The 20,162-nt window shown below is 47.2% G+C and carries 16 protein-coding genes and 1 pseudogene; 11 read left to right on the top strand and 6 right to left on the bottom strand.

Going from position 1 to position 20,162, the window contains the following annotated elements:
- Nucleotides 1–84: 84 nt before the first annotated feature.
- Complete coding sequence (locus NDI35_RS00760) at nucleotides 85–1,647, bottom strand: pentapeptide repeat-containing protein (RefSeq protein WP_445311060.1); 1,563 nt, start codon at nucleotides 1,645–1,647, stop codon at nucleotides 85–87.
- 38 nt (nucleotides 1,648–1,685) lie between these two features.
- On the opposite strand from NDI35_RS00760, the gene NDI35_RS00755 reads away from it, so the two are divergent.
- From NDI35_RS00755 to NDI35_RS00740, 4 genes and pseudogenes are all read left to right on the top strand, one after another.
- A complete protein-coding gene (locus NDI35_RS00755) occupies nucleotides 1,686–2,525 on the top strand; it encodes a prephenate/arogenate dehydrogenase (RefSeq protein ID WP_445311059.1) in 840 nt (279 codons plus the stop codon).
- 129 nt (nucleotides 2,526–2,654) lie between these two features.
- Nucleotides 2,655–4,427 (top strand): APC family permease, encoded by a 1,773-nt coding sequence (locus NDI35_RS00750; protein ID WP_445311224.1) that lies wholly within the window; start codon nucleotides 2,655–2,657, stop codon nucleotides 4,425–4,427.
- A 649-nt stretch (nucleotides 4,428–5,076) separates the two neighbouring features.
- Nucleotides 5,077–6,142 (top strand): annotated as a pseudogene (locus NDI35_RS00745) (ISKra4 family transposase).
- Nucleotides 6,143–6,476: 334 nt separating this feature from the next.
- Complete coding sequence (locus NDI35_RS00740) at nucleotides 6,477–7,097, top strand: prepilin-type N-terminal cleavage/methylation domain-containing protein (protein ID WP_445311058.1); 621 nt, start codon at nucleotides 6,477–6,479, stop codon at nucleotides 7,095–7,097.
- A 242-nt stretch (nucleotides 7,098–7,339) separates the two neighbouring features.
- Here the strand turns inward: NDI35_RS00740 and NDI35_RS00735 are convergent, their stop codons facing one another.
- Together NDI35_RS00735 and NDI35_RS00730 are read right to left on the bottom strand one after the other, a co-directional pair.
- Nucleotides 7,340–9,241 carry a peptidoglycan D,D-transpeptidase FtsI family protein gene (locus NDI35_RS00735; protein WP_445311057.1) on the bottom strand — a complete coding sequence of 634 codons (1,902 nt, stop codon included), beginning with the start codon at nucleotides 9,239–9,241 and terminating at the stop codon, nucleotides 7,340–7,342.
- Nucleotides 9,242–9,524: 283 nt separating this feature from the next.
- Complete coding sequence (locus NDI35_RS00730; protein WP_445311056.1) at nucleotides 9,525–10,100, bottom strand: hypothetical protein; 576 nt, start codon at nucleotides 10,098–10,100, stop codon at nucleotides 9,525–9,527.
- Between the two features lie 337 nt (nucleotides 10,101–10,437).
- On the opposite strand from NDI35_RS00730, the gene NDI35_RS00725 reads away from it, so the two are divergent.
- Together NDI35_RS00725 and NDI35_RS00720 are read left to right on the top strand one after the other, a co-directional pair.
- A complete protein-coding gene (locus NDI35_RS00725) occupies nucleotides 10,438–10,641 on the top strand; it encodes a serine protease (RefSeq protein ID WP_445311055.1) in 204 nt (67 codons plus the stop codon).
- A 265-nt stretch (nucleotides 10,642–10,906) separates the two neighbouring features.
- Entirely contained in the window at nucleotides 10,907–11,338 is a 432-nt protein-coding gene (locus tag NDI35_RS00720) for a hypothetical protein (protein WP_445311054.1), read from the top strand.
- On the opposite strand, the gene NDI35_RS00715 is transcribed toward NDI35_RS00720, so the two are convergent.
- On the bottom strand, nucleotides 11,309–11,449 hold the full coding sequence (locus NDI35_RS00715) for a hypothetical protein (protein WP_445311053.1): 141 nt from the start codon (nucleotides 11,447–11,449) through the stop codon (nucleotides 11,309–11,311). The two genes, NDI35_RS00720 and NDI35_RS00715, sit on opposite strands and share 30 nt — an antisense overlap.
- Before the next feature lie 544 nt (nucleotides 11,450–11,993).
- Between NDI35_RS00715 and glgB the strand changes: the two genes are divergently transcribed.
- Entirely contained in the window at nucleotides 11,994–14,288 is a 2,295-nt protein-coding gene (glgB, locus tag NDI35_RS00710; protein WP_445311052.1) for a 1,4-alpha-glucan branching enzyme, read from the top strand.
- Nucleotides 14,289–14,778: 490 nt separating this feature from the next.
- Here the strand turns inward: glgB and NDI35_RS00705 are convergent, their stop codons facing one another.
- Together NDI35_RS00705 and hpsJ-B are read right to left on the bottom strand one after the other, a co-directional pair.
- Nucleotides 14,779–15,696, bottom strand: coding sequence for a glycosyltransferase family 2 protein (locus NDI35_RS00705; RefSeq protein WP_333040020.1), 918 nt, complete (start codon nucleotides 15,694–15,696; stop codon nucleotides 14,779–14,781).
- 86 nt (nucleotides 15,697–15,782) lie between these two features.
- Nucleotides 15,783–16,613: a hormogonium polysaccharide biosynthesis protein HpsJ gene (gene hpsJ-B / locus NDI35_RS00700; RefSeq protein WP_333171618.1), complete on the bottom strand. Its 831-nt coding sequence runs from the start codon at nucleotides 16,611–16,613 to the stop codon at nucleotides 15,783–15,785.
- A gap of 795 nt (nucleotides 16,614–17,408) precedes the next feature.
- Here hpsJ-B and rfaE2 point away from each other — a divergent pair.
- From rfaE2 to NDI35_RS00680, 4 genes are all read left to right on the top strand, one after another.
- Complete coding sequence (gene rfaE2, locus NDI35_RS00695) at nucleotides 17,409–17,903, top strand: D-glycero-beta-D-manno-heptose 1-phosphate adenylyltransferase (protein WP_445311223.1); 495 nt, start codon at nucleotides 17,409–17,411, stop codon at nucleotides 17,901–17,903.
- Nucleotides 17,904–18,044: 141 nt separating this feature from the next.
- Complete coding sequence (locus NDI35_RS00690; protein WP_445311051.1) at nucleotides 18,045–18,914, top strand: STAS domain-containing protein; 870 nt, start codon at nucleotides 18,045–18,047, stop codon at nucleotides 18,912–18,914.
- A gap of 55 nt (nucleotides 18,915–18,969) precedes the next feature.
- On the top strand, nucleotides 18,970–19,347 hold the full coding sequence (locus tag NDI35_RS00685) for an STAS domain-containing protein (RefSeq protein WP_445311050.1): 378 nt from the start codon (nucleotides 18,970–18,972) through the stop codon (nucleotides 19,345–19,347).
- Between the two features lie 264 nt (nucleotides 19,348–19,611).
- Entirely contained in the window at nucleotides 19,612–20,010 is a 399-nt protein-coding gene (locus NDI35_RS00680) for an anti-sigma regulatory factor (RefSeq protein ID WP_333108114.1), read from the top strand.
- Nucleotides 20,011–20,162: the final 152 nt, after the last annotated feature.

Below are 20,162 nucleotides of genomic sequence, written 5' to 3'. Positions count from 1 at the left end.
CCCTGATGTCTTAGCTAGAACAAAGCTTTATTATGCCAACGTTTAAACTAGAATAAGCATTTTTTGTAACTTGATGCAATATGCCTAGACATCTATATTGTGGAAGCCTTTTATAAAATCCAAAATGCTAGTGATATTAGCTTGAGCCAATTTTGTGCTTTCGGCTAACTTAGCCGATGTTGAGTTACTCAGATCGTATTTTTTAATCAGGCGCTTGCCGAAGCCTGGGTGGTGATATACGCTGAGTCTTTGATCGCGGGAATTAATTAAGCTCATCTGTGTTGGAATTTGAAAGAAATTGATGCTTTCACCGATTTTTGGAAAAGAACTAGAAATTTTGATTTGGTCTACTTTGCTGATAGCTTGGTTGAGAGCTTTGCTGCATAACTGGACGTGTTTAGATTCTTTGACGTTAAGTTTGCCTGCATCGTGGGATTGAATCATTTTCATCAAAGCTATTAGGTTTTTTTGAGTTATGGCAGCGTCGTTAAAAGGAATGATGGCAACGTAAGCGGTGGCAAATAATTTATCGTCGCTGTCCATTTTAAACGCGAGTACGGTGCGCCTGGAGCTGACTTCGATCGTGGGAGGCTGACTTAAACTTGGGTATTGTTGGGCAATTTGGTAATAAGTTGCAGCTAGTGCAAAATGAGCGCCTTGGTCTAAGGGCGAGTCAATTACAATCCGAACTGTGGGCAAGGTTTCATGAAAAAATTCCTGGGTTCCTCCCGAGTTCAACCAGTAAATTTGGCTGTGGTCGCCGTTGGGGCTAAGATCAACCCACTTGCAGGTCATGCCTTCGGTTTTGATGCCCAGCCGCGAAACTGCGTGAAGTTTGGCTCCGGTTAAGGTGGCTCCGGTTAAGTCGGCTCCAATCCAGTCGGCGCGGATCAGATAGGCATTTGTCAGGTCGGCGTGAACTAAGCTGGCATTCAGCAAGTTGGCGTGGCAGAGGTCGGCTCGGCTGAGGTCGGCACCGCTCAATTTGGCTTCGCTGAGGTCGGCCCAGCGGAGATTGCAGCCGCTGAGGATGGCCCAGCGCAAATTGACGCCGCTGAGGTCGGCGCCGCTGAGTACGGCTTGAGTGAGGTTGGCTTGTCTCAGTTCTGTGCCTCGCAAGTCGGCGCCGCTGAGGTCGGCTCGGCTAAGGTCGGCTCCTTGCAGGTTGGCTTGTTCGAGGTTGGCTTCTGTTAAGCACGCGCCGCTGAGGTGAGCGCCTCGAAGGTTGGCTTGAGCGAGGTTGGCTCCTCGAAGGGTGGCTTCGGTGAGGGTGGCGCCGCTGAGGTTTGCTCCGCTCAGGTTGGCGCCGCTGAGTTCGGCTCGAATCAGCTCGGCTCTGATCAGTTTGGCTCCTATGAGTATGGCTTTTTTGAGGTCAACTCGCACTAGGTAAGCGACGTTGAGGTCGGCGTCGGTGAGGTCGGCGCCACCTAGATGGGCGCCACTGAGTCTGGCGATGTTGAGTTTGGCACCTGTGAGGTTGGTTTTGCTGAGGTTTGCTCCGCTGAGGTTTGCTACACTCAGATTCGCACCCTTGAGGTTGGCTCCGCTCAAGTTGACGCCGCTGAGGTTGGCCTCAGTCAGGTTGATTCCGGCAAAGTTTCTTTCTCCGGCGGCATATTTTTTCAGGAGTTCCTCGACTGTCATGGGGGCGGCACCGTATCAAATATCCCCATTTTATTGCTATGAATATCGGTATTGTAGGACTGGGTTTAATTGGCGGCTCGATCGGGCTGGATTTGCGATCGCGCGGGTTTAATATTTTTGGGGTGTCGAGTCGGCAGCAGACTTGCGATCGGGCGCAAGCTCGCGGTGTTGTCAAGGAAGCCAGCATAAACCTGTCTCTGATGGCAGCAGCCGATGTGGTTTTTATTTGCACGCCGCTGGGGTCGATCGAGCCGATCGTCCGAGAGTTGGTGCCCTATCTTTCCCCTGATACTATTGTAACCGATGTCGGTTCCGTAAAAACACCCATAGTGCAGGCTGTGTCTCCTCTGTGGCCGAATTTTGTGGGGGGACACCCGATGGCGGGGACTGCTGAAAGCGGAATTGAGGCGGCGATACCGGATTTGTTTGTGGGCCGGCCTTATGTGGTGACGCCGACAGCCCAAACGCCGGCGCTTGCGGTGGATAAGGTTGAGGAAATTGCGCGGTTGCTGGGTGCTAAAGTTTACCGATGTGAGCCGGAAGAGCACGATCGAGCTGTGGCTTGGATTTCTCATTTGCCGCTCATGGCGAGCGCGACGCTGGTTGCGGCCTGCGATCGAGAGGGCGATCGGGATATTGTTAATTTAGCCCAACATTTAGCGAGTTCGGGTTTTCGGGATACGAGCCGCGTTGGCGGCGGCAATCCCGAGCTGGGAGTGATGGTGGCAAAGTACAATCGAGAGGAATTGTTGCGATCGCTCTCTATTTACCGCGACAGTCTCGACGAGTTCATCAGCGATATCGAAGCTCAAAATTGGGAAGGTCTCGAACACAAGCTGAAGCTGACTCAACAAGCGAGACAGAATTACAAATTGTGATCAAAAATTACTTAAAACTTTCCCCGGCTCGATTATGATTTGTGGACGGCTATATATTGAGTTTCAATGTACACTTATTCTCGACTCAAGTGATTTTTACTTGGTGAATCTCTTCCGACTAGCGCATCTATTCATGAACGCCTGAGCAACGCTACAGGACTAGCTGTTCTGGCTTCCGATGCACTGTCGTCTGTTGCTTACGCTACTCAAGAAACTCTGCTGGTACTGTTACTAGCGGGGAGTAGCAGTTTGAGCTTATCGCTGCCTATTTCTGGAATTATTATTTTACTGTTGGCGATCGTGGCGCTGTCTTACCGACAGACAATTAAAGCGTACCCCAACGGCGGTGGCGCTTACATTGTAGCGCGAGAAAATTTAGGTATTTATCCTGGCTCGATCGCAGCAGCTTCGCTGATGATTGATTACATTTTAACTGTAACAGTGAGTATTTTGGCTGGGGTGGCGGCCCTAACTTCAGCAGTTCCCTCGCTGCAACCCTACACAGTTGAACTGTGCTTAGTTTTTATTGTCTTAATCATGTTTGCTAATCTCAGGGGATTGCGGGAATCGGGCAATATATTTATGGTTCCCACCTATGGGTTTCTCGTTGGCATTTTTGTTTTGATTGGCTGCGGTTTATTCCAACAGGCAACAGGTAATGTTATGCCGACATTACAAAATATTCCAGCTAAGGAACCTTTGGGATTATTTCTGCTGGCGCGGGCTTTTGCGGCGGGCTGTACAGCCCTGACTGGAGTTGAAGCCATATCAGACGGGGTGTTGGCTTTTAAGCCTCCTGAATGGAAAAATGCGCGCCTGACTTTGACCTATATGGGGGGAATTCTGGGAGCGATGTTTTTGGGGATTAGTTACTTGGCTCATATTTATCAGGTGATTCCTACAGAACATGAAACGCTCCTTTCTGTATTGGGAAAACAGATTTTTGGTGTCGGTATATTTTATTACTATTTGCAAGCAGCAACTCTGTTGATTTTGCTGTTGGCGGCGAATACAAGTTATGCAGATTTTCCGCGACTTTGTTATTTTTTGGCGCGGGACGGGTTTTTACCGAGGCAATTGTCGCTGTTGGGCGATCGCCTAGTTTATTCTAATGGGATTAATCTGCTAAGCTTCTGCGCGGCTCTTTTAATTATCATCTTTCGAGGCAATACAAGTGCGGTGCTTCCCCTGTATGCGGTTGGAGTTTTCACTTCTTTTACTCTCTCCCAATCGGGCATGGTAATTCACTGGTTTAAGGAACGAGGTAAAGGTTGGCAAGTTAGTGCTGTGATGAACGGTATTGGTGCAGTGGCAACAACGGGAGTTTTGGCTGTAATTCTCGCTACAAAATTCCTTTTGGGAGCCTGGGTTGTCGTAGTAACTATTCCGATCGTAGTCACTCTATTTTTAGTTATTCACCGACACTATCGGTATGTAGCAGCTCGCTTGAGCATTCAGGGAATAGAACCGAGGTCTTATCTTCGCAGACCTAGAGTTAAGACGGTGACACATCCGGCAGTGGTGTTAGTCGGGCAGTTGCACCGGGGAACTTTCGAGGCCCTCGATTACGCTCGTTTAATTGCTGATGAAGTGGTCGAAGTTCACGTAGATATTGGTTTGACCGAGCGAGAAAAATTACAATTAGCTTGGAAAGATTTACAGTCTGATATTCCTTTGGAAATTCTGGACTCACCTTACCGTTCTGTTAGTAAGCCTTTGACTCACTTTTTGGCTTTGTTTGAAGAGCAGCGACCGGGAGTATATTTAACGCCGATCATTCCGGCTTTTGTGACGCGAAATTGGTGGGAGGGACTGCTGCACAATCAAACTGCTTTCTTTTTGAAAGCGGCTTTGCGGGCTAAAAGAAGTCGGGTTGTAACAACGGTTAGATATTATCTTTAAGTGGGGATAGGCAACCACGGGGGATTGCCGCTACTTCCTCGCAAGTAAGACTGGAATGCGGTCACGCGCTGGCCCAATAAACCCGGTTTGTTCGCAAAATCTTTCGTTTGGATGCTATTTTTCTAGGAGAAACCGGGTTTTTGACACTGCTGGGTAAATCATATATATTTATTAAATATTCACTAAAATGGTTGACAGATTAGAAATGATATGCCATAAATTTAGTTATTAGATAATTGCCTTTCAATTTATCTTGAAAAAGATTGCGGCTGCTGCACTTAAGTCTTTTTTTGCCTCAAAAATCTCTTCAACTACTGGCGGTTAGTATGCAACCCGCAACAGACTATTTATGCCGCTGTCAAAAAACTTGAATAGGCTTTTGCGAGCTTTGTCTATGCCAAGTCTGGATGTTAGTTACAGCACCAAAGTCTACTTTATTTCTCTCAATAGTTCTTTGAAATAACACTGGCAAGATGCCAGTGCCACAAGAGAATTCAATAGTTCTTTGAAAGAACGCTGGCAAGATCCCAGTGGGGAGCGTGTCACTTTGGTGATGAGTCTAAATACTCATAATAATCCCCATGACTGTTTTAGCTATCATCAGTAAAATACGCGATAATTATCATGTCTTCCCACTTGAGATAGAATTATGACACCAGAACAACAACAGGCAATTAAAACACATAGAGATGCTATTTTTGCCATCCTTTATGCTAATTGTAATCCTGAATTGTTCAGACATTAGAAGATATTGATATCGCAGTAATAGAGCAAGTTTTGCCTCATGTGACACCGCATATCGGATTTTTTATCTCCTCAGTTAGCGGTACAAAAGCAGGAAGAATAAAAACATTAAAAATGACTATAGGTAATTTAATCATTACCCAGAAGCAAGCAGATTAACTAGGCTAGGGTAGTAGGTTGAGTGCACATTTAAAAAACTGTTGCTTAAGACAAGCGTGCCAATGTTGCTTATAATCATGCAGCCCAAGATATTGAGTATATAACGAGGGTGACTGTTCCGTCTAAGACACAACAAAGATTAGTACATTCTCAAGACTTCGACCAACCATGAGCAACAGAAGATATTTCGGAGCTAAGCGCCGATGGTGGAAAAGTACAACTGAGCGCACCTTTCATGAGAAAAAGCTGAAGGGAAAGACTATAAAGCAATTGTGTCGGAAGCTTGTAGAGTGGATCGTTTTAATCAAAATGATATCATTGATTGGGCAAATAAACAACGGCTAGCAAAACCTATCACTTGCTTAGGTGATCGACATGATGGATTGTGGAATATATTTAAGGACATCAGTTGTGAATAGGAGAGAAGAGAAATTCTCGATTGGTATCATCTCACTGAAAATCTTCAGAAAGTAGGCGGTTCAATTAAGCGACTCAAGCAAGCAGAAGCATACTTGTGGAAAGGGAATGTAGAGAGTGCGGGCGCTCTATTTACAAAGCTAAATAAAAATCAGCCTTGAATTTTTGCAAATATGAAGGAAAAGCACAAAGAAAGGATTATCAACTATGAAGTTTTCTCCAGGGATGGCATCTGTTCAATTGGTTCGGGAGCGGTAGAATCAGGCATTAAGCAAATAGACAGACGAATTAAAATATCTGAAGCGAGTTGGAAATCAGAATATGTGGGACAAGTATTAGCTCATCGTTGTGCTTACTTGAACGGCTTAATTGGTAATCAGCGAAAACCTGCCTGAGTATAATTACTCCCTGCAAAAGTGACATTCTCTTCTTTCCTTCTGCCTCCTGCCTCAAAACTCCAATTTCTAGCTTGGCTGCAAAAGTGAGATTCTCCTTACATACCTTCGGGCTCTGATGCGATCGGGCGATCGACACAATTGCTGTAGGGAAACCGCACTACCGTTTCCTGACTGCCGTTTTCTTACCCGCAGTTTTTTTAAAGTCGCATAAATTTTCAGTAAATACCGATCTACACACTCGCCAAACCCAAAGTTAAAATATACCCAATAAAAAAAAATAGCTCCTCCTAGCTGTTTTTTTGGCCAGCTAAATATCAGGGAGTGCATCTACGTGTCAATAAATAAAACGCTCAAAGGCAGAGCCACTACACCTGCCGCAGGTTTTACAATGATTGAGCTATTGATAATTATTTTAATCATAGGAATATTTAGTGCGATCGTAGCCCCCTCTTGGCTAATGTTTATCAACAACCACCGTTTAAAGGTATCGCTCGATCGAGCTTATTGGGCAATGGAACTTGCCCACAGCAACGCCAAACGATCCAAAATTTCATGGCAAGCGAGCTTCAAACAAGTAGGAGAAAATTTACAAATAGCCGTTCACCCAGCCGACATTCCCCCAGCCCAAATACCAGCCAGTCAATGGAAAAACCTAGAACCGCAAATTCAAATAGATCCAGATGAAACAACAGTGCTCCAAGTAAATGAAAGCAACGAGCAAAAAGCAAACGGCACAATCCGGCGCGTCATGTTCAACCACAGAGGTTGCCCCGTATCTCGAAGCGACCATGACTGCACCCTAACAAGTATAAGAGCCAAAGGAACCCTAACGCTATATCATCCCGACTTAAGAAACAGCCAACGCTGCATCATCATCTCCACCCTCCTAGGGCATAAGCGCACCTCCAAAAGACAATCAAAACCCAACGAAAACAAAAGATATTGTTACTGACAGGGCGATCGATTATTTTGGGGTAGGGACACGGCATTGGCGTGTCCTCAATAGCCTTGTTGTCGATCGTCAAATTCGATGTCAATTCCTGACGCAACATCTCAGATATAGCGGTTCTCAAGCGTTGTGAGGTATGGGGGCGAGTCCTATGCCCACGGAGGCCTATGCCCACGGAGGCCTATGCCCTATGCCCACGGAGGCCTATGAGTACCTCATGTTACTGAGAAAGGCTATATAATCCACTACTTCTTACTCGGCGCAATCTTCTCAATAGAAATCAGCGCCTCCATCACCGACTCCACAATCGGCGCCGCCACCGTACCCCCCGAACCGTCCTTCGGTTCATCAATCACCGCCAAAACCACATACCGAGGCGCCTCCACAGGCATAATCCCCACAAAGCTAGTAATAATCGCCTTGTCAGAATAACCCCCACCAGCCTTAGCTTTTTGAGCCGTGCCCGTTTTTCCAGCAATCCGATACCCAGGAATTTGTGCAGCTTTCCCGGTACCACCATCAACCACAGTTTCCATCATTTCTAACACCTGCTTAGTAGTTTCCGGCGAAAAAACCTGCTTGGGGACCGCCCTTGGAAGCTTCCAATAAGCTTCACCGTCCCTATCAAAAAGTCCCCGCACAACGTGAGGAGTCACCAACTTGCCACCGTTAGCCAAAGCCCCGTTAAGCTGCACCAACTGCATCGGAGTAATCGAAAAACCTTGCCCAAAAGCCGTAGTAGCAACTTCCACCGGAGAGTTAATAAATTGCTCTCGATTTTTAAGCTGACTGCTTACTTCAAAAGGCAAATCACTCCCTGCCGTTTGTCCGAGTCCGAGTTTTTCTAAAGCTTGATAGTAAAGAGAAGCTTTCATACTTCTCATTACGTGCACCATCCCCACATTGCTAGAATGTTTCAAAATCTCAGTAACAGTCGAAGGGCCGCGCGCGCCTACGAATTTGTAATCGGAATTTTGGATAGTCCAGCCATCCATGTAAATCCGACCTTCGTCCTTAAACACAGTATTAGGTTTCACCGCACCAGCTTCCAGAGCGATCGCCACATTAATCGCTTTAAAAGTCGAACCAGGCTCATAAACATCAGTTACAGCCCAATTTTTATAGCGCGACAAATCGAAATTAAAATATTGATTCGGGTCATAAGAAGGTTCCGCTACAACTGACAGCAATTCCCCGTTACTGGCATCCATCACAATCACCGTGCCCCGCTTCGCATCGTGTTGCTTCATTTTTTCCTTAAGCGCAGTTCGGGCAGCCCGCTGCAAGCGAGTGTCGATCGTCAATTGCAATTTCAAGTCATCAAGCTGCACAAATCCCGCCGTCAGCCGATCGGGAACCCAATTCCCATTGCTTGACCTGCTGAACTGAATCGACGGCATCGATCGTTCCAACAAATTCTGCTGGCTGTATTCCACCCCGGCTTGTCCCTTCCGTTCCCCGTCCACATAACCGAGGATATCCGCCGCCAACTCCTGCTGCGGGTAAAAACGCTGCTGCTGTCGCAGCAACTCCAAGCCATCGACCAGACTCTCTTTTATTTGCATCTGAGCGACGCGATCGGCAACCTCTTGAGGCAGAGAGTCCGCAATTGTAATACCGCTTTCAGCAAGATTAAACCTGCGTATCAATTCAGTTTCCGACGTAGTTCCCGGAGTCAGATCGATCGCCAGCATCGGAGCCAATTTAGCAGCAATTTCCGCCTTCGAGTGGTTAAACAACTTCGGGTGAGCGTAGAGCGTGTACACCTGTCTGTCGATCGCCAAAACATTCCCTGCGCGGTCAATTATCGGGCGTCTCGGTACAAACGGCTTCGTTTTGAGAGTTTGCTGCTGCTCGGCCTGTTTACGCAGCGCCGGAGCTCGCGTCACCTGCAGATAAAACAAATTCACAGCCAGCCCCAGCCCCCCCAGCATCAACACCGCCCACACGGCCCACAAACGGAACTTGCTGCGCTTTAAACGCTCCACCGGTCGCCCCCAAGATGCAGCCGTCTGTTGTGGCGATCGGCCGAAACTGCCCGAAGATTTAGGTTTGGCTGGTTTTTCCCACCCAGTGCGAGCGCCCGCCTGTTTTGTGCGTTTGAAATTCGGCGATCTGTAGCGGTCAAAACGGGGGTCGTAGCTCATGGCATTAAAAATTCAATAGCAAGTTAGAGCGTTTTAGAATTTATAATTTATAACTTAAATCTTAAAATATAAAATTTACAACTTGGGAATGAGCAGGGTTGGGATCACACCTACAGTTGGATTCTGTTTTTTTAAGGGGTCTTATTATTTTTAATCTGTAACTTCCGGTTGGAAGCAGAAAAATCGATCGCGACTTGCAAAAAAGTCAAAAAGGAAATTACACCTCGAATTTTCAGGCCCTCGGACACTCAGGCCCTCGGGCGCTCTCCGCTTTGACACAGGTTTAATAGCCCAGCGGTGTTTCCACACCGGCTCCCTTCTTGAGAGCGGGTTCAGAATTTGGTGCCGCGACGGGCGATCGAGTTTCAGGGGCCGGCTGCAAGAAAATCGTGTCCCCAGGATTCTGCGGAGCCAAACCGGTTTCGGGATTTTGGGCTTCTTTAGCCAGTTGGTGTTTCAAGACTTCACTAGAAGCACTCAATTGCTGTTCCCGGAGGCGCAGAGTTTCCAGTTTTTGATACTCCTGACTCCAGCGCTGCTCGCCGTAAACAGTCAAGCCGTAGAGACTCAGAGCTCCGCCCAAAAGCATAACTGCTACCACTGAGGAGGCGCGCTGTGCCTGCAGGAGCGATCGCAACCACACTGGCTGCTGCTGGCGTTCGGGCAAGACTTTGATCACCGATGCGGACGATCGAGCCTGAGCCTGTTCGTCGGCTGGCGAGTAGTTCGGCAATACCGGTCCTGTCTTCGCCCGCCTAGCTCGGGCAATAGAAGTAACTTTGCTTTTGGCTGCGCCAGCAGCGGGCTTGCGGGTCGATCGGGAGCGGGGAGAATCGGGGGATCTGATAGCAGCGGTCATAGAGTTCACCAATACGTAAAGTGGGGTAGCTTCAGCTTGATTGAGGTTAAGAGTTTTTTGTCTCCCAGATCGCCAGTGGTGGCCATCTGCGTTTGATCGGTTATCCTTACCAAAGATACCTCACAAGCCAACCAACCCATCCTACCACTGGTCTCTTTGACTTCAGGATTTGCCAAAAAAAAGAAATCTTTGCTGGTTAGCGATAATCTATGTGAAATTTATGAATAAATGCAGTATTGTAATCAACGAGCGAATCGTTGAGCTATTCGTGCCAGCATTGTTTCTCAAGTAAACTATTCCCTTCCTTGCGATGGGTTTTCAATGTTAAGGAGTTTTTATGAACAAGGGATTAATTCGTTTGACTTTGGTAGTGGGCTTGGCAGTAGCCCTCGGCGCCTGCGGAGGAGATACCACCACCCCCAGCTCTAGCCCCTCTCCGGGCGGCCCTGGCACTACTACTACTACTCCTCCTGCTGCTTCTTCTCCATCTCCAAAGGCCACTCCAACTACTAGCCCTGCCCCTACTCCTAAAAAGCCCTAACAAGGGCTCTGCCGGAGTCGGTGCCCAACGAGCCTAGCCTCGGGGTGAAAAATGGTTCGCTCCTCCCATTTTTTCATCTCATCGGTCTAGGTCTCAAGTTGGGTGGTAGTGATTGTCTGATGCTTTTACTACTAAAGTTCAGTACGTCCCCTTACCGCAGCAAAGTCCGCTGATTCGCTGCGTTACAAAAACATTCCTTTTCAAGTATAAAATTTGACCAAGAATTTCTTGATGGTACAAGCCCCCGGATTTATCCGTGGAATCAATGCCAGATCCAAAATCCTTGCATCCTCAAGCCCCCGGATTTATCCGTGGTGTCAATCTCAAATCTCAAATCTCAAATCTCAAATCGAATGACTCCCGGTCTGCAGGTCTTGAAACTCAAACCTGTGACAGGATGTTTGAGGACATTGCCAGTGCTGCTGCCTCAACTGAATATCAACCGGAGGATCTCGCAGACTCGACGCAAATTTGGCACTGTCGATCGAGTCTCGCTTTCCTTCCCCGCCGCTGTTACCCGCAGACGAGACGAAAGCAAGCACAAACTTGGATGCTCGAAAACTGGCTCGATGACAGCATCGGCATTGCTACTCGATTTGTTGACTACGAGTTTCGCCCCGGTGCGGGCAAGCACATCGAGCTGTCTGTTTTGGGCCAGTTTAGTGATTCAATTGACGCCGCGCCAGTTCGGTATTAACCCTGCCTCGGCAAAACTCGCTCCAGTTGCGCCTGAGTGCTGCTTTAAACCTATTGCACCGTCGCTGGTAGGATGGTGCAGTGCTAGTTTGGTAGGCGATGCCTTGAGCATGGCAGATATTCCTTGCTGCTGTCGCCATGCTGAGTCCTTTAGCTTTGGTTCTTCAATATCGAGTTAAGCATCCTTTGCTGTTTGAACCTATTGCCCCAATTCATGGGCTTTGTGGGCAAACCCAGCCTCCGGGAGATCAAAGTCTACCGATCGGGGGATCGCCCCTGCATGAAAATTCCAGGTAAACTATTAACTGCTGCCCAACACTTACAGGGTTGACTTTCCTGCAGTGGCAAATCGACAAGAGTTTAAAAACTTTTAATATCACATATTAAGTAATAAGTCAAGGGTTTTTGGGAAAAAATATAAATTTTTCAATTTGTTTTAATATTTCTATACTTAGATGTTAGCAGTAAAACCCCAGCTCGGCCGCCGGCAAGGCAACAGCCTGCTGTGTGTGCAAGGGCGCGCGCTGGAGCTGCTGCAGGCAAGATCATGCTAATCAGTGGTAGGATCAGCGATCAAAAATGTATCGAAATGTAAAGTGCAGCGCCACTCTAGGTTTTGAAAGCCATTTAGTTAAAAGATTGAGGTAAGTAGTTTTATGCCCGCGACCGTCCCCTTTGAACAGATTGACCGCATTGTTTGGAATCAGCACCACGATCCATTTGAAGTGCTAGGCCCTCACGCGATCGAAGAAAATGGCAAAAAAGTCTGGGTCGTCCGAGCTTATCTGCCGAATGCGGATGCGGTATCCGTAGTTTTGCCGGAGGCCAGGGCCCAATACCCGATGAAATCAGAGCATCACCCTCACTTTTTTGAATGTACGATCGACACCCCAGAACTAGCAAACTATCAATTGCGGGTCAAAGAAGGGGAACACGAGCGCTTCATCTACGATCCCTACGCCTTTCGATCGCCCAAACTCACAGAATTCGACCAGCACCTATTCTCAGAAGGCAATCACCACCGCATTTATGAAAAACTCGGGGCGCACCTCACCGAGGTAGGCGGCATCACAGGAGTATATTTTGCCGTTTGGGCTCCCAATGCCCGCAACGTATCTGTTTTAGGAGATTTCAACTATTGGGACGGCCGCAAACATCAAATGCGGAAATCGCAAAACGGCATCTGGGAATTATTTATTCCGGGACTATCCGTGGGAACTTCCTACAAATACGAAGTGAAAAACCAAGACGGACATCCCTACGAAAAGTCCGATCCTTACGGTTTCCAGCAAGAAGTGCGGCCTAAAACAGCATCAATTGTCACCGACTTAGACACCTACACTTGGCACGACAGCGCTTGGATCGAAAAGCGGCGGCACACAGACCCACTGACGCAGCCGATTTCGGTTTACGAATGCCACATCGGTTCTTGGCTGCACGCCGCGACTGACGAACCCGCCGTGCGACCAAATGGGGAAATAGAACCACCCGTGCAGGTTTCGGAACTCAATCCCGGGGCGCGCTTTCTGACTTACCGGGAATTAGCCGATCGGCTGATACCCTACGTCAAAGATTTGGGATTCACTCACATCGAAATGCTGCCCATAGCCGAACATCCTTTCGACGGTTCTTGGGGCTATCAAGTCACCGGCTATTTTGCCCCAACTTCCCGCTACGGCAAACCTGAAGATTTCATGTATTTTGTTGACCAGTGCCACGCCAACGGCATTGGCGTACTCGTGGACTGGGTACCGGGACATTTCCCCAAAGACGGCCACGGCTTGGCTTTCTTTGACGGAACTCACTTGTATGAACACGCCGACTCCCGCAAGGGCGAACACAAAGAGTGGGGAACCCTAGTATTTAACTACGGCCGCAACGAAGTGCGGAATTTCCTAGTATCAAACGCTCTGTTCTGGTTTGACAAATACCACATCGACGGGGTTCGTGTAGATGCCGTAGCCTCGATGCTTTATTTGGATTACTGCCGTGAACCGGGAGAATGGCTGACCAACCAGTATGGAGGCAGGGAAAATATCGAGGCGGCAGATTTTCTGCGTCAGGCGAATCACGTCATTTTTAGCTATTTCCCTGGTGCGCTGTCGATCGCCGAAGAATCTACCTCTTGGCCGATGGTATCTTGGCCGACCTATGTAGGTGGTTTGGGTTTCAACCTGAAGTGGAACATGGGTTGGATGCACGATATGCTCGACTATTACCACATGGACCCGTGGTTCCGCCAGTTCCACCAGAACAACATAACTTTCAGTATGTGGTACAACCACAGCGAGAATTTCATGCTGGCTTTGTCCCACGATGAAGTAGTCCACGGCAAGGCTCACATCATCGGGAAAATGCCAGGGGACGAATGGCAAAAGTTTGCAAACGTGCGGTGTTTGTTTACTTTTATGTTTACTCATCCCGGAAAGAAAACGATCTTTATGGGGATGGAGTTTGGTCAGTGGCACGAGTGGAACGTTTGGGGGGATTTGCAGTGGCAGTTGCTGCAATTTGAGCCGCACCAAAAGTTGAAGCTGTTTTTTAAGGATTTGAACAATTTGTACCGCAGCGAAACGGCACTTTACAGTCAAGATTTTGCTGAGGATGGGTTTGAGTGGATTGATTGCAGCGACAACCGACACAGTGTCGTGGCATTTGTGCGCCGAGAGAAGGATGGCGACGAGTTTGTGGTGATCGTGTGCAATTTTACGCCCCAGCCGCACTCTCACTATCGCGTAGGAGTGCCGGAACCAGGTTTCTATACGGAGTTGTTTAACAGCGACGCGCGGGAGTACGGCGGCAGCAATATGGGGAATTTGGGCGGTAAGTGGACTGAGGAGTGGTGGTTCCACAACAGTGCTTATTCGATCGACTTGTGTTTGCCACCTTTGGGGGTGTTGATTTTAAAGCTCGATCGGGCAAAAACAACAGCAAAATCTCAAGAGTTTTAAGTTGTGAGTCGTGAGAGTTTTGAGTTAAGAAGAATCAAAACTTTATTAAACCTAAAAATTTGAGGGTATTCAGCAACCCGGTTTCTCCAAGAAATCGGGTTTTTTTTGTTTTGTTGTTGTGGTGAATATCTGGACGGGGTGACAAACCCGTCAAAAGACCTACTGATGGCGGAGCGTTGCATAATAGCGGGAGGATTTTAATTTTTTTTGTAGGTTTGCCCATGCTCCCGAAGGCGTGTATTTTCACAGCAGGTGCGACGCTTCACCCATACTCCCCACAATAATCATCCTCCAATTGTGCCAAGCCGAATCAATGATAATTAGGCACAATAAACTACCATTTTTTCTGATGTGTATCAGGGCTATATTCTTGATTCGATCTATGTTCTGAGGGGGTTGTCATCCAGTGAAGTGCGTAAATCATGTTTTTTTTTAAGTTGTATTAATTACCAATGCCAATTTTTAATGCCCAATTTTTAATGCCCAATTTTTAATTTCGAGTATCGGAAGCCCCAAGATTATAAGAAACTTTAGACGGTTCAACTGTTACTACTTCCGAAATAGATTGTTCGGCTGCTACCTCTAAAGTTGGCAGTGGTAGATGCTTCATTTCCCAAACTTTCAGCAAAATTAGATATTCATAAAAAGCTTGCAGCGTGCACCAAGCCAATCCCGCTTGGCCGTCAAGAAATCCGCCCAGTAAAATATACATATAGAAAAAGCGCACCACAGGCCGCAAAGGCAAGCGCAAAGAAAAATCTTTCAAAGCGCGGCGCCTTTCCACCTCCGACGCGCCAAACAATAAATCCCACCAATTTACTTGACCCGCTTCTAATTGACGGAGAGTTTCAGCCGCCTCGTCAGTCGAGTAGCGATTGTGCTTTTCAATCCAGCGGGAAAGACCTTTGCTGCAAGTATAGTGAGGGTAAGTTTCCTTCAAAAAGTGAGTAGGCCCGTTGCAGACTTCCCGTTCCGTGTGACCGTAGTCAGTAAACCACACTCGGTCTTTGCGAAAGAGACGCATTTGATAGCGGGGATATTGAGTGCTGCGGCGAATCCACCGCTCCATAAATATTACTTTTTCAGCTACGTAATAGCCGATATATTCTTGACTTTCGATCGCCTTTAAGCATTCAGCAAACAGTGCAGGCGTCATCCGCTCGTCAGCTTCGAGGATGTAAACCCATTCGTACTTGCAGGGGACTTCTTGGAGCATCCAAGTCCGCTGGCGTCCGTGAGTTTCAAAGCGGTGCTGCACTGTTTGCACGGCATAGTTCTGAACAATCTCAAGGGTGCGATCGGTGCTGAAAGAATCAACTACAATGATATCGTCACAAAGCAGCGCCGATTCAATGCAAGCGGCGATATCAATCTCTTCGTTGTAAGTCAGAATATAAATTGAGAACATTCCCAGCTTTCAGTAAGGGCAAACTATTGGGTAAACAAACTATTTCTCAGGGATGTCTCGACCAGCGTGATCCCTGCCAGCGCTGGTCAATTTTTGCGGCGGCCGAACCGCAGAATTCCCATACTTCTCAATCCCGTCCAACCAACAGTAATGTAGCCTATCGCTAACAGCAAACTGGTGATTCCCGTCTGCAAACTCGAATTTCTCGATCGAGTTCTTAACTCTTTCTCTTTTTGTTGCTTGCGGGTGCGAATCTCGTTACGAGCTTGAGTCGGAAGTGCTTGAGCTTGCTGTTCCAGGAACTTGTCAACGGCTTTCGGGTCATTTTTCGACTCCTCAAGCACAGCTTTCAATTCCTTGGGAACCTCTGGACTCTTGAGTGCTTGTTGCAGCTTCCCGTTGTCTTCCAGCAGCGCCCCTATCTGGCTGCGACGCTGGCTTTTGAGCTGTTCTACCTGAGCTTTAAATTGAGGGCTTTTAAGTTGTGCCTCAAGTTGACCTTCCGCTTGTCCCGCTTCTTGATCTACTTGAGCCAGAGCATCCTTGAGTTCCAAACGAGTATTGTTGAGGTGAACGGGAACCAGAGATAGGTAAACTAGACCTAACAAGCTGGAAATCAACAGCGCCCAGAATCGCAAGTCCAGCCAAACCTTGCGTCGCTCAATAGAGACTCCACTGCTGCTGTCAACCCAAAAGCCAGTCATCAGCAGGGCGATACCGATCAAAGGAATAATGCCCCTGTCAACTATCTGAGTTGCTGCAGCCAACTGCCAGCCTCGATTGAGAAGGTCTGAAGTTTCTCCCGGCAGCGACAGAACAATGCAGTCAAGCAAAGCAGAGAGAATCAAGATAATCCCAACTACTTTTAGAGTTCGAGCAGCTACTGAAGAAAATTGACGGCTATTACTTGCTTTCATAATTCGTGTTAGATAATTCTACACCGTTAGATTCAATGGGGTAGTTGAGTGGATTTTGTTCAAGGAGTTAAGCTATTTTCCACCAAAATAGCTGCTTCGGGTACCGACCTCGACTTTCCTCTGGGTTTTCACAAGCTGCGGTTGCGACCCAAAAGGTCGAGTTTCTGCACAGCTATATAGAGTTGGACACAGGAGGCTGCGCGCTTCTGGGGTGGCTGTAAGGCTTGGTCAAGATAGCGCCCAGAAACTGCTGCAAGCAACTGCTGGCTTCTTCTATAGTCTGGCGAATCCAGCGTAAAGATTAGCTCTGCACGCTTAGGTTCCAGCTTTTAACTAGCTTTCGCTCGCGCGGCGGTGTCAGAAAGAATAGACACAGGAGGAGCGCGTTTCGCTGGGTTTCACCCCCTAGGGTTCTCACTACCCGATTGCCTGCCCAAGGCGGTGGAACTAAATCCCTTGTCTTATAGTAATTGATATCAGAGAGGGCGGGAATAAATAATTGTTTACCCACCTTTTTAACCTCCAGTTACCAACAGCAGGATACGGCAGTCACCGATAGACGAGTAGCTGTTTTTGACGGAGGAATTATGTTTCCCATATCGGCTTCGCCCTCGGTAGTTTTTACTTATCCATTCTGGGTTAAAAGTTACCATTTACTAATTAATTTTCTGCTAAGATACAAATATTAATGAGTAGGATATTGAATGATTGATTTTTAAATATCGAAAGTGCAAACATCTCATTTTTTGGTAGGATAATTTTGATCGCTGTTTAAATTGGGTGGTAATGACTGCAATGATTTCTGATGTTTACACTTTGAGAGAACTTGAAATATCGATCGCATCCGATCCGGACAAGTGGCGTCCGATCGTGTTTACTAACGGCTGCTTCGATATCCTGCACTGCGGTCACGTCCGCTATTTGCAGGCGGCAAAAAAATTGGGGCGATCGCTAGTGGTGGGCTTGAATAGCGACGCCAGCGTGCAAGCTATCAAACCGCAGCAGCCGGGATTGCCACCTCGCCCGATCGTACCGGAAAATCAGCGAGCCGAAGTGTTAGCCGCTCTCAAACCAGTAGACGCCGTAGTAATTTTTTCCGAGATTACAGCAACTAAACTGATAAATATCCTGAAGCCTGATATATACGTTAAAGGAGGCGACTATCAAGTCGAAACTCTGCCGGAAGCACCGGCCGTTATCGCCGGAGGTGGCAAGATTTGCTTGATAGAAATAGAAGTTCCGAGTTCTACCAGTGCGATCGTCAAACGCATTTTACAATTAGGTACTTAACCCTTGATCGCAAACAGCAAACAGTGAGCTAAACTCAGAAGTTGCCCCATCAAAAAACGCTAAAGTACGCGCGTGCGAAGCTATCCCGTAGGGAATCGCTCGTACAACTTCATCCCAATTGCTAAGCAGGAGATAATTTTAATGGAACTCACAAGCAATAACACGATCGCGGAAATCCTACAAAGACACAAAGCAGAGTTACTAGCAGACTGGCTCAAAGAACTGCAAAATACCGGGCTGCGGCGGGACGACTTGATGAGAGCCAAAGAATTGCGCTCCGAGTGTCAAGAGTTTCTGCAACTGCTCCACATTGCAGTCGGGCACGGTAACTTTAGCGACATCCAGACACCCGAATGGGAAAATATGCGGGTGTTGCTAGCAGAAGTTTCGCGCTCGCGCGTTCAGAGAGGCTTTACTCCCTCAGAGATAGCGAGTTTCATTTTATGCTTCAAAAAGCCATTGTTCGATCGGCTTTGTCATGAACTGACAGAAAATCGCGACGCACTTGTCGAACAACTTTGGCTTTCCACCAGTTTATTAGACCAGCTTGGCCTTTGGGTGACAGAAATTTTTCTCAAAGCTCGCGAAGAAGTCATTGAACGCCAGCAGCAAGAAATGCTCGAATTGTCAACACCCGTAGTCAAACTTTGGCAAGGCATTCTCGCTTTACCCATGATCGGGACTCTCGACAGTGCCCGCACTCAAATAGTCATGGAAACTCTGTTGCAGGAAATCATGGAAACCGGCTCCGAATTTGCGATTTTAGACATTACAGGCGTGCCGACTGTTGACACTTTAGTTGCTCAACATTTATTAAAAACTGTCGCTGCCGCCCGTTTAATGGGTACTGAGTGCATCATCAGTGGCATTCGCCCGCAAATAGCTCAAACCATAGTTCACTTGGGAGTTGACTTACAGGATATTCTCACAAAAGCTACTTTAGCAGATGCTTTTAAAGTTGCACTGCAGCGCCAAGGTTTAACTATAAAAAATCTTAAAGAGGAAACATAAAAATATTGCGTTCTGACATGATAAATCAAGTAAATGTTAGCAAATAGGTGAATTTGTGGAACGAATACCGATCCTTCAAATGGGAGAGTTCTTGCTAGTAACAATTCAAGTAGATATGCACGATCGCTTAGCAATGACCCTGCAAGATGACCTGACGAACCGCATCGTCAAAACAGGTGTCAAAGGTGTGTTAATAGAGATTTCTTCCCTCGAAATTGTTGATTCTTTTATCGGTCGCATTATTAACAATATCGCTAGTATGTCACGAATTTTAGATGCGGAGACAGTTGTGGTCGGGATGCAGCCAGCGGTTGCGATTACGCTCGTTGAGTTGGGGCTTTCCCTGACAGGAGTTCGCACAGCTTTAAGCGTTGAAAAGGGCATGATTTTGTTGCGAAAATCCTTGGGTTGGCCTGTTGACGAGCAAGCGTAACCAGTCGCTTAATTGTCCCATAACTGAGGCACAGGCAGTCAAGAAACCTTGTTTGTTTGTAGATACCTTGTTGACAAACTGAAGAATTCTGAGGAGAGGGCTTACGCACTCAAGGGGGTTAAATCAAGGGTTTGAGATTCCTGCACTATGTTCTCTTTTGAGAGAAAATCGTAGTAAGTGCGTAAGTCCTATGAGGAGAAACTAAGTTGATGAGTGTAAGTCCTATATTTTGGGGAGAAGTTCTATTTTGGTACAGTAGCCACCATGTCAAAACGTGAGACACTAGAAATCCGATCGTCATCCGATATAGTCCACGTCCGACAGCAAGTGCGAACTTGGGCTGTAGCAATGGGGTTCGGTTTATTAGACCAAACGAAAATCGTTACCGCAGCCAGCGAACTCGCCCGCAATACTGTAGAGTACGGCAAAGGGGGAACTGTAACTCTCGAAACGCTCCAATTAGGCACCCGCAAAGGGCTGAGGCTGATATTTGAAGACAAGGGCCCGGGAATTCCAGACATCGAATTGGCAATGACTGACGGTTATACTTCTAATCACGGTTTGGGTTTGGGGCTCAGTGGTTCCAAGCGGTTGATGCACGAATTTGAGATTGTTTCCAAAGTGGGTAAGGGAACTAAAATTGCGATCGTCCGCTGGCGGTGAGGAAGTAATACGATTTGAGAGTTGAGATTTTAGATTACAGCATTGGGAATGACTGAGGACCATCGGGGTTTGGAGCTTGCGTATAGTTGTATTATTTTTTAAATTGGTATAAAGAGTAACCAGCAAAGCCAAGAAGTGATTCTTGGAATCCC

Source organism: Microcoleus vaginatus FACHB-2002, from assembly GCF_040004035.1.
Classification (GTDB): Bacteria; Cyanobacteriota; Cyanobacteriia; order Cyanobacteriales; family Microcoleaceae; genus Microcoleus; species Microcoleus vaginatus_C.
Note: the sequence above shows the minus strand (reverse complement) of the source record. Positions and strands in the feature narration are given on the sequence as shown.

Excerpts from the sequence above, each read along its gene's own strand:
- NDI35_RS00760 (WP_445311060.1), bottom strand. The coding sequence starts at position 1,647 with ATGACAGTCGAGGAACTCCTGAAAAAATATGCCGCCGGAGAAAGAAAC.
- NDI35_RS00755 (WP_445311059.1), top strand. The coding sequence starts at position 1,686 with ATGAATATCGGTATTGTAGGACTGGGTTTAATTGGCGGCTCGATCGGG.
- NDI35_RS00735 (WP_445311057.1), bottom strand. The coding sequence starts at position 9,241 with ATGAGCTACGACCCCCGTTTTGACCGCTACAGATCGCCGAATTTCAAA.
- NDI35_RS00730 (WP_445311056.1), bottom strand. The coding sequence starts at position 10,100 with ATGACCGCTGCTATCAGATCCCCCGATTCTCCCCGCTCCCGATCGACC.
- NDI35_RS00725 (WP_445311055.1), top strand. The coding sequence starts at position 10,438 with ATGAACAAGGGATTAATTCGTTTGACTTTGGTAGTGGGCTTGGCAGTA.
- NDI35_RS00720 (WP_445311054.1), top strand. The coding sequence starts at position 10,907 with ATGCCAGATCCAAAATCCTTGCATCCTCAAGCCCCCGGATTTATCCGT.
- NDI35_RS00715 (WP_445311053.1), bottom strand. The coding sequence starts at position 11,449 with ATGCTCAAGGCATCGCCTACCAAACTAGCACTGCACCATCCTACCAGC.
- glgB (WP_445311052.1), top strand. The coding sequence starts at position 11,994 with ATGCCCGCGACCGTCCCCTTTGAACAGATTGACCGCATTGTTTGGAAT.
- NDI35_RS00705 (WP_333040020.1), bottom strand. The coding sequence starts at position 15,696 with ATGTTCTCAATTTATATTCTGACTTACAACGAAGAGATTGATATCGCC.
- hpsJ-B (WP_333171618.1), bottom strand. The coding sequence starts at position 16,613 with ATGAAAGCAAGTAATAGCCGTCAATTTTCTTCAGTAGCTGCTCGAACT.
- rfaE2 (WP_445311223.1), top strand. The coding sequence starts at position 17,409 with ATGATTTCTGATGTTTACACTTTGAGAGAACTTGAAATATCGATCGCA.
- NDI35_RS00690 (WP_445311051.1), top strand. The coding sequence starts at position 18,045 with ATGGAACTCACAAGCAATAACACGATCGCGGAAATCCTACAAAGACAC.
- NDI35_RS00680 (WP_333108114.1), top strand. The coding sequence starts at position 19,612 with ATGTCAAAACGTGAGACACTAGAAATCCGATCGTCATCCGATATAGTC.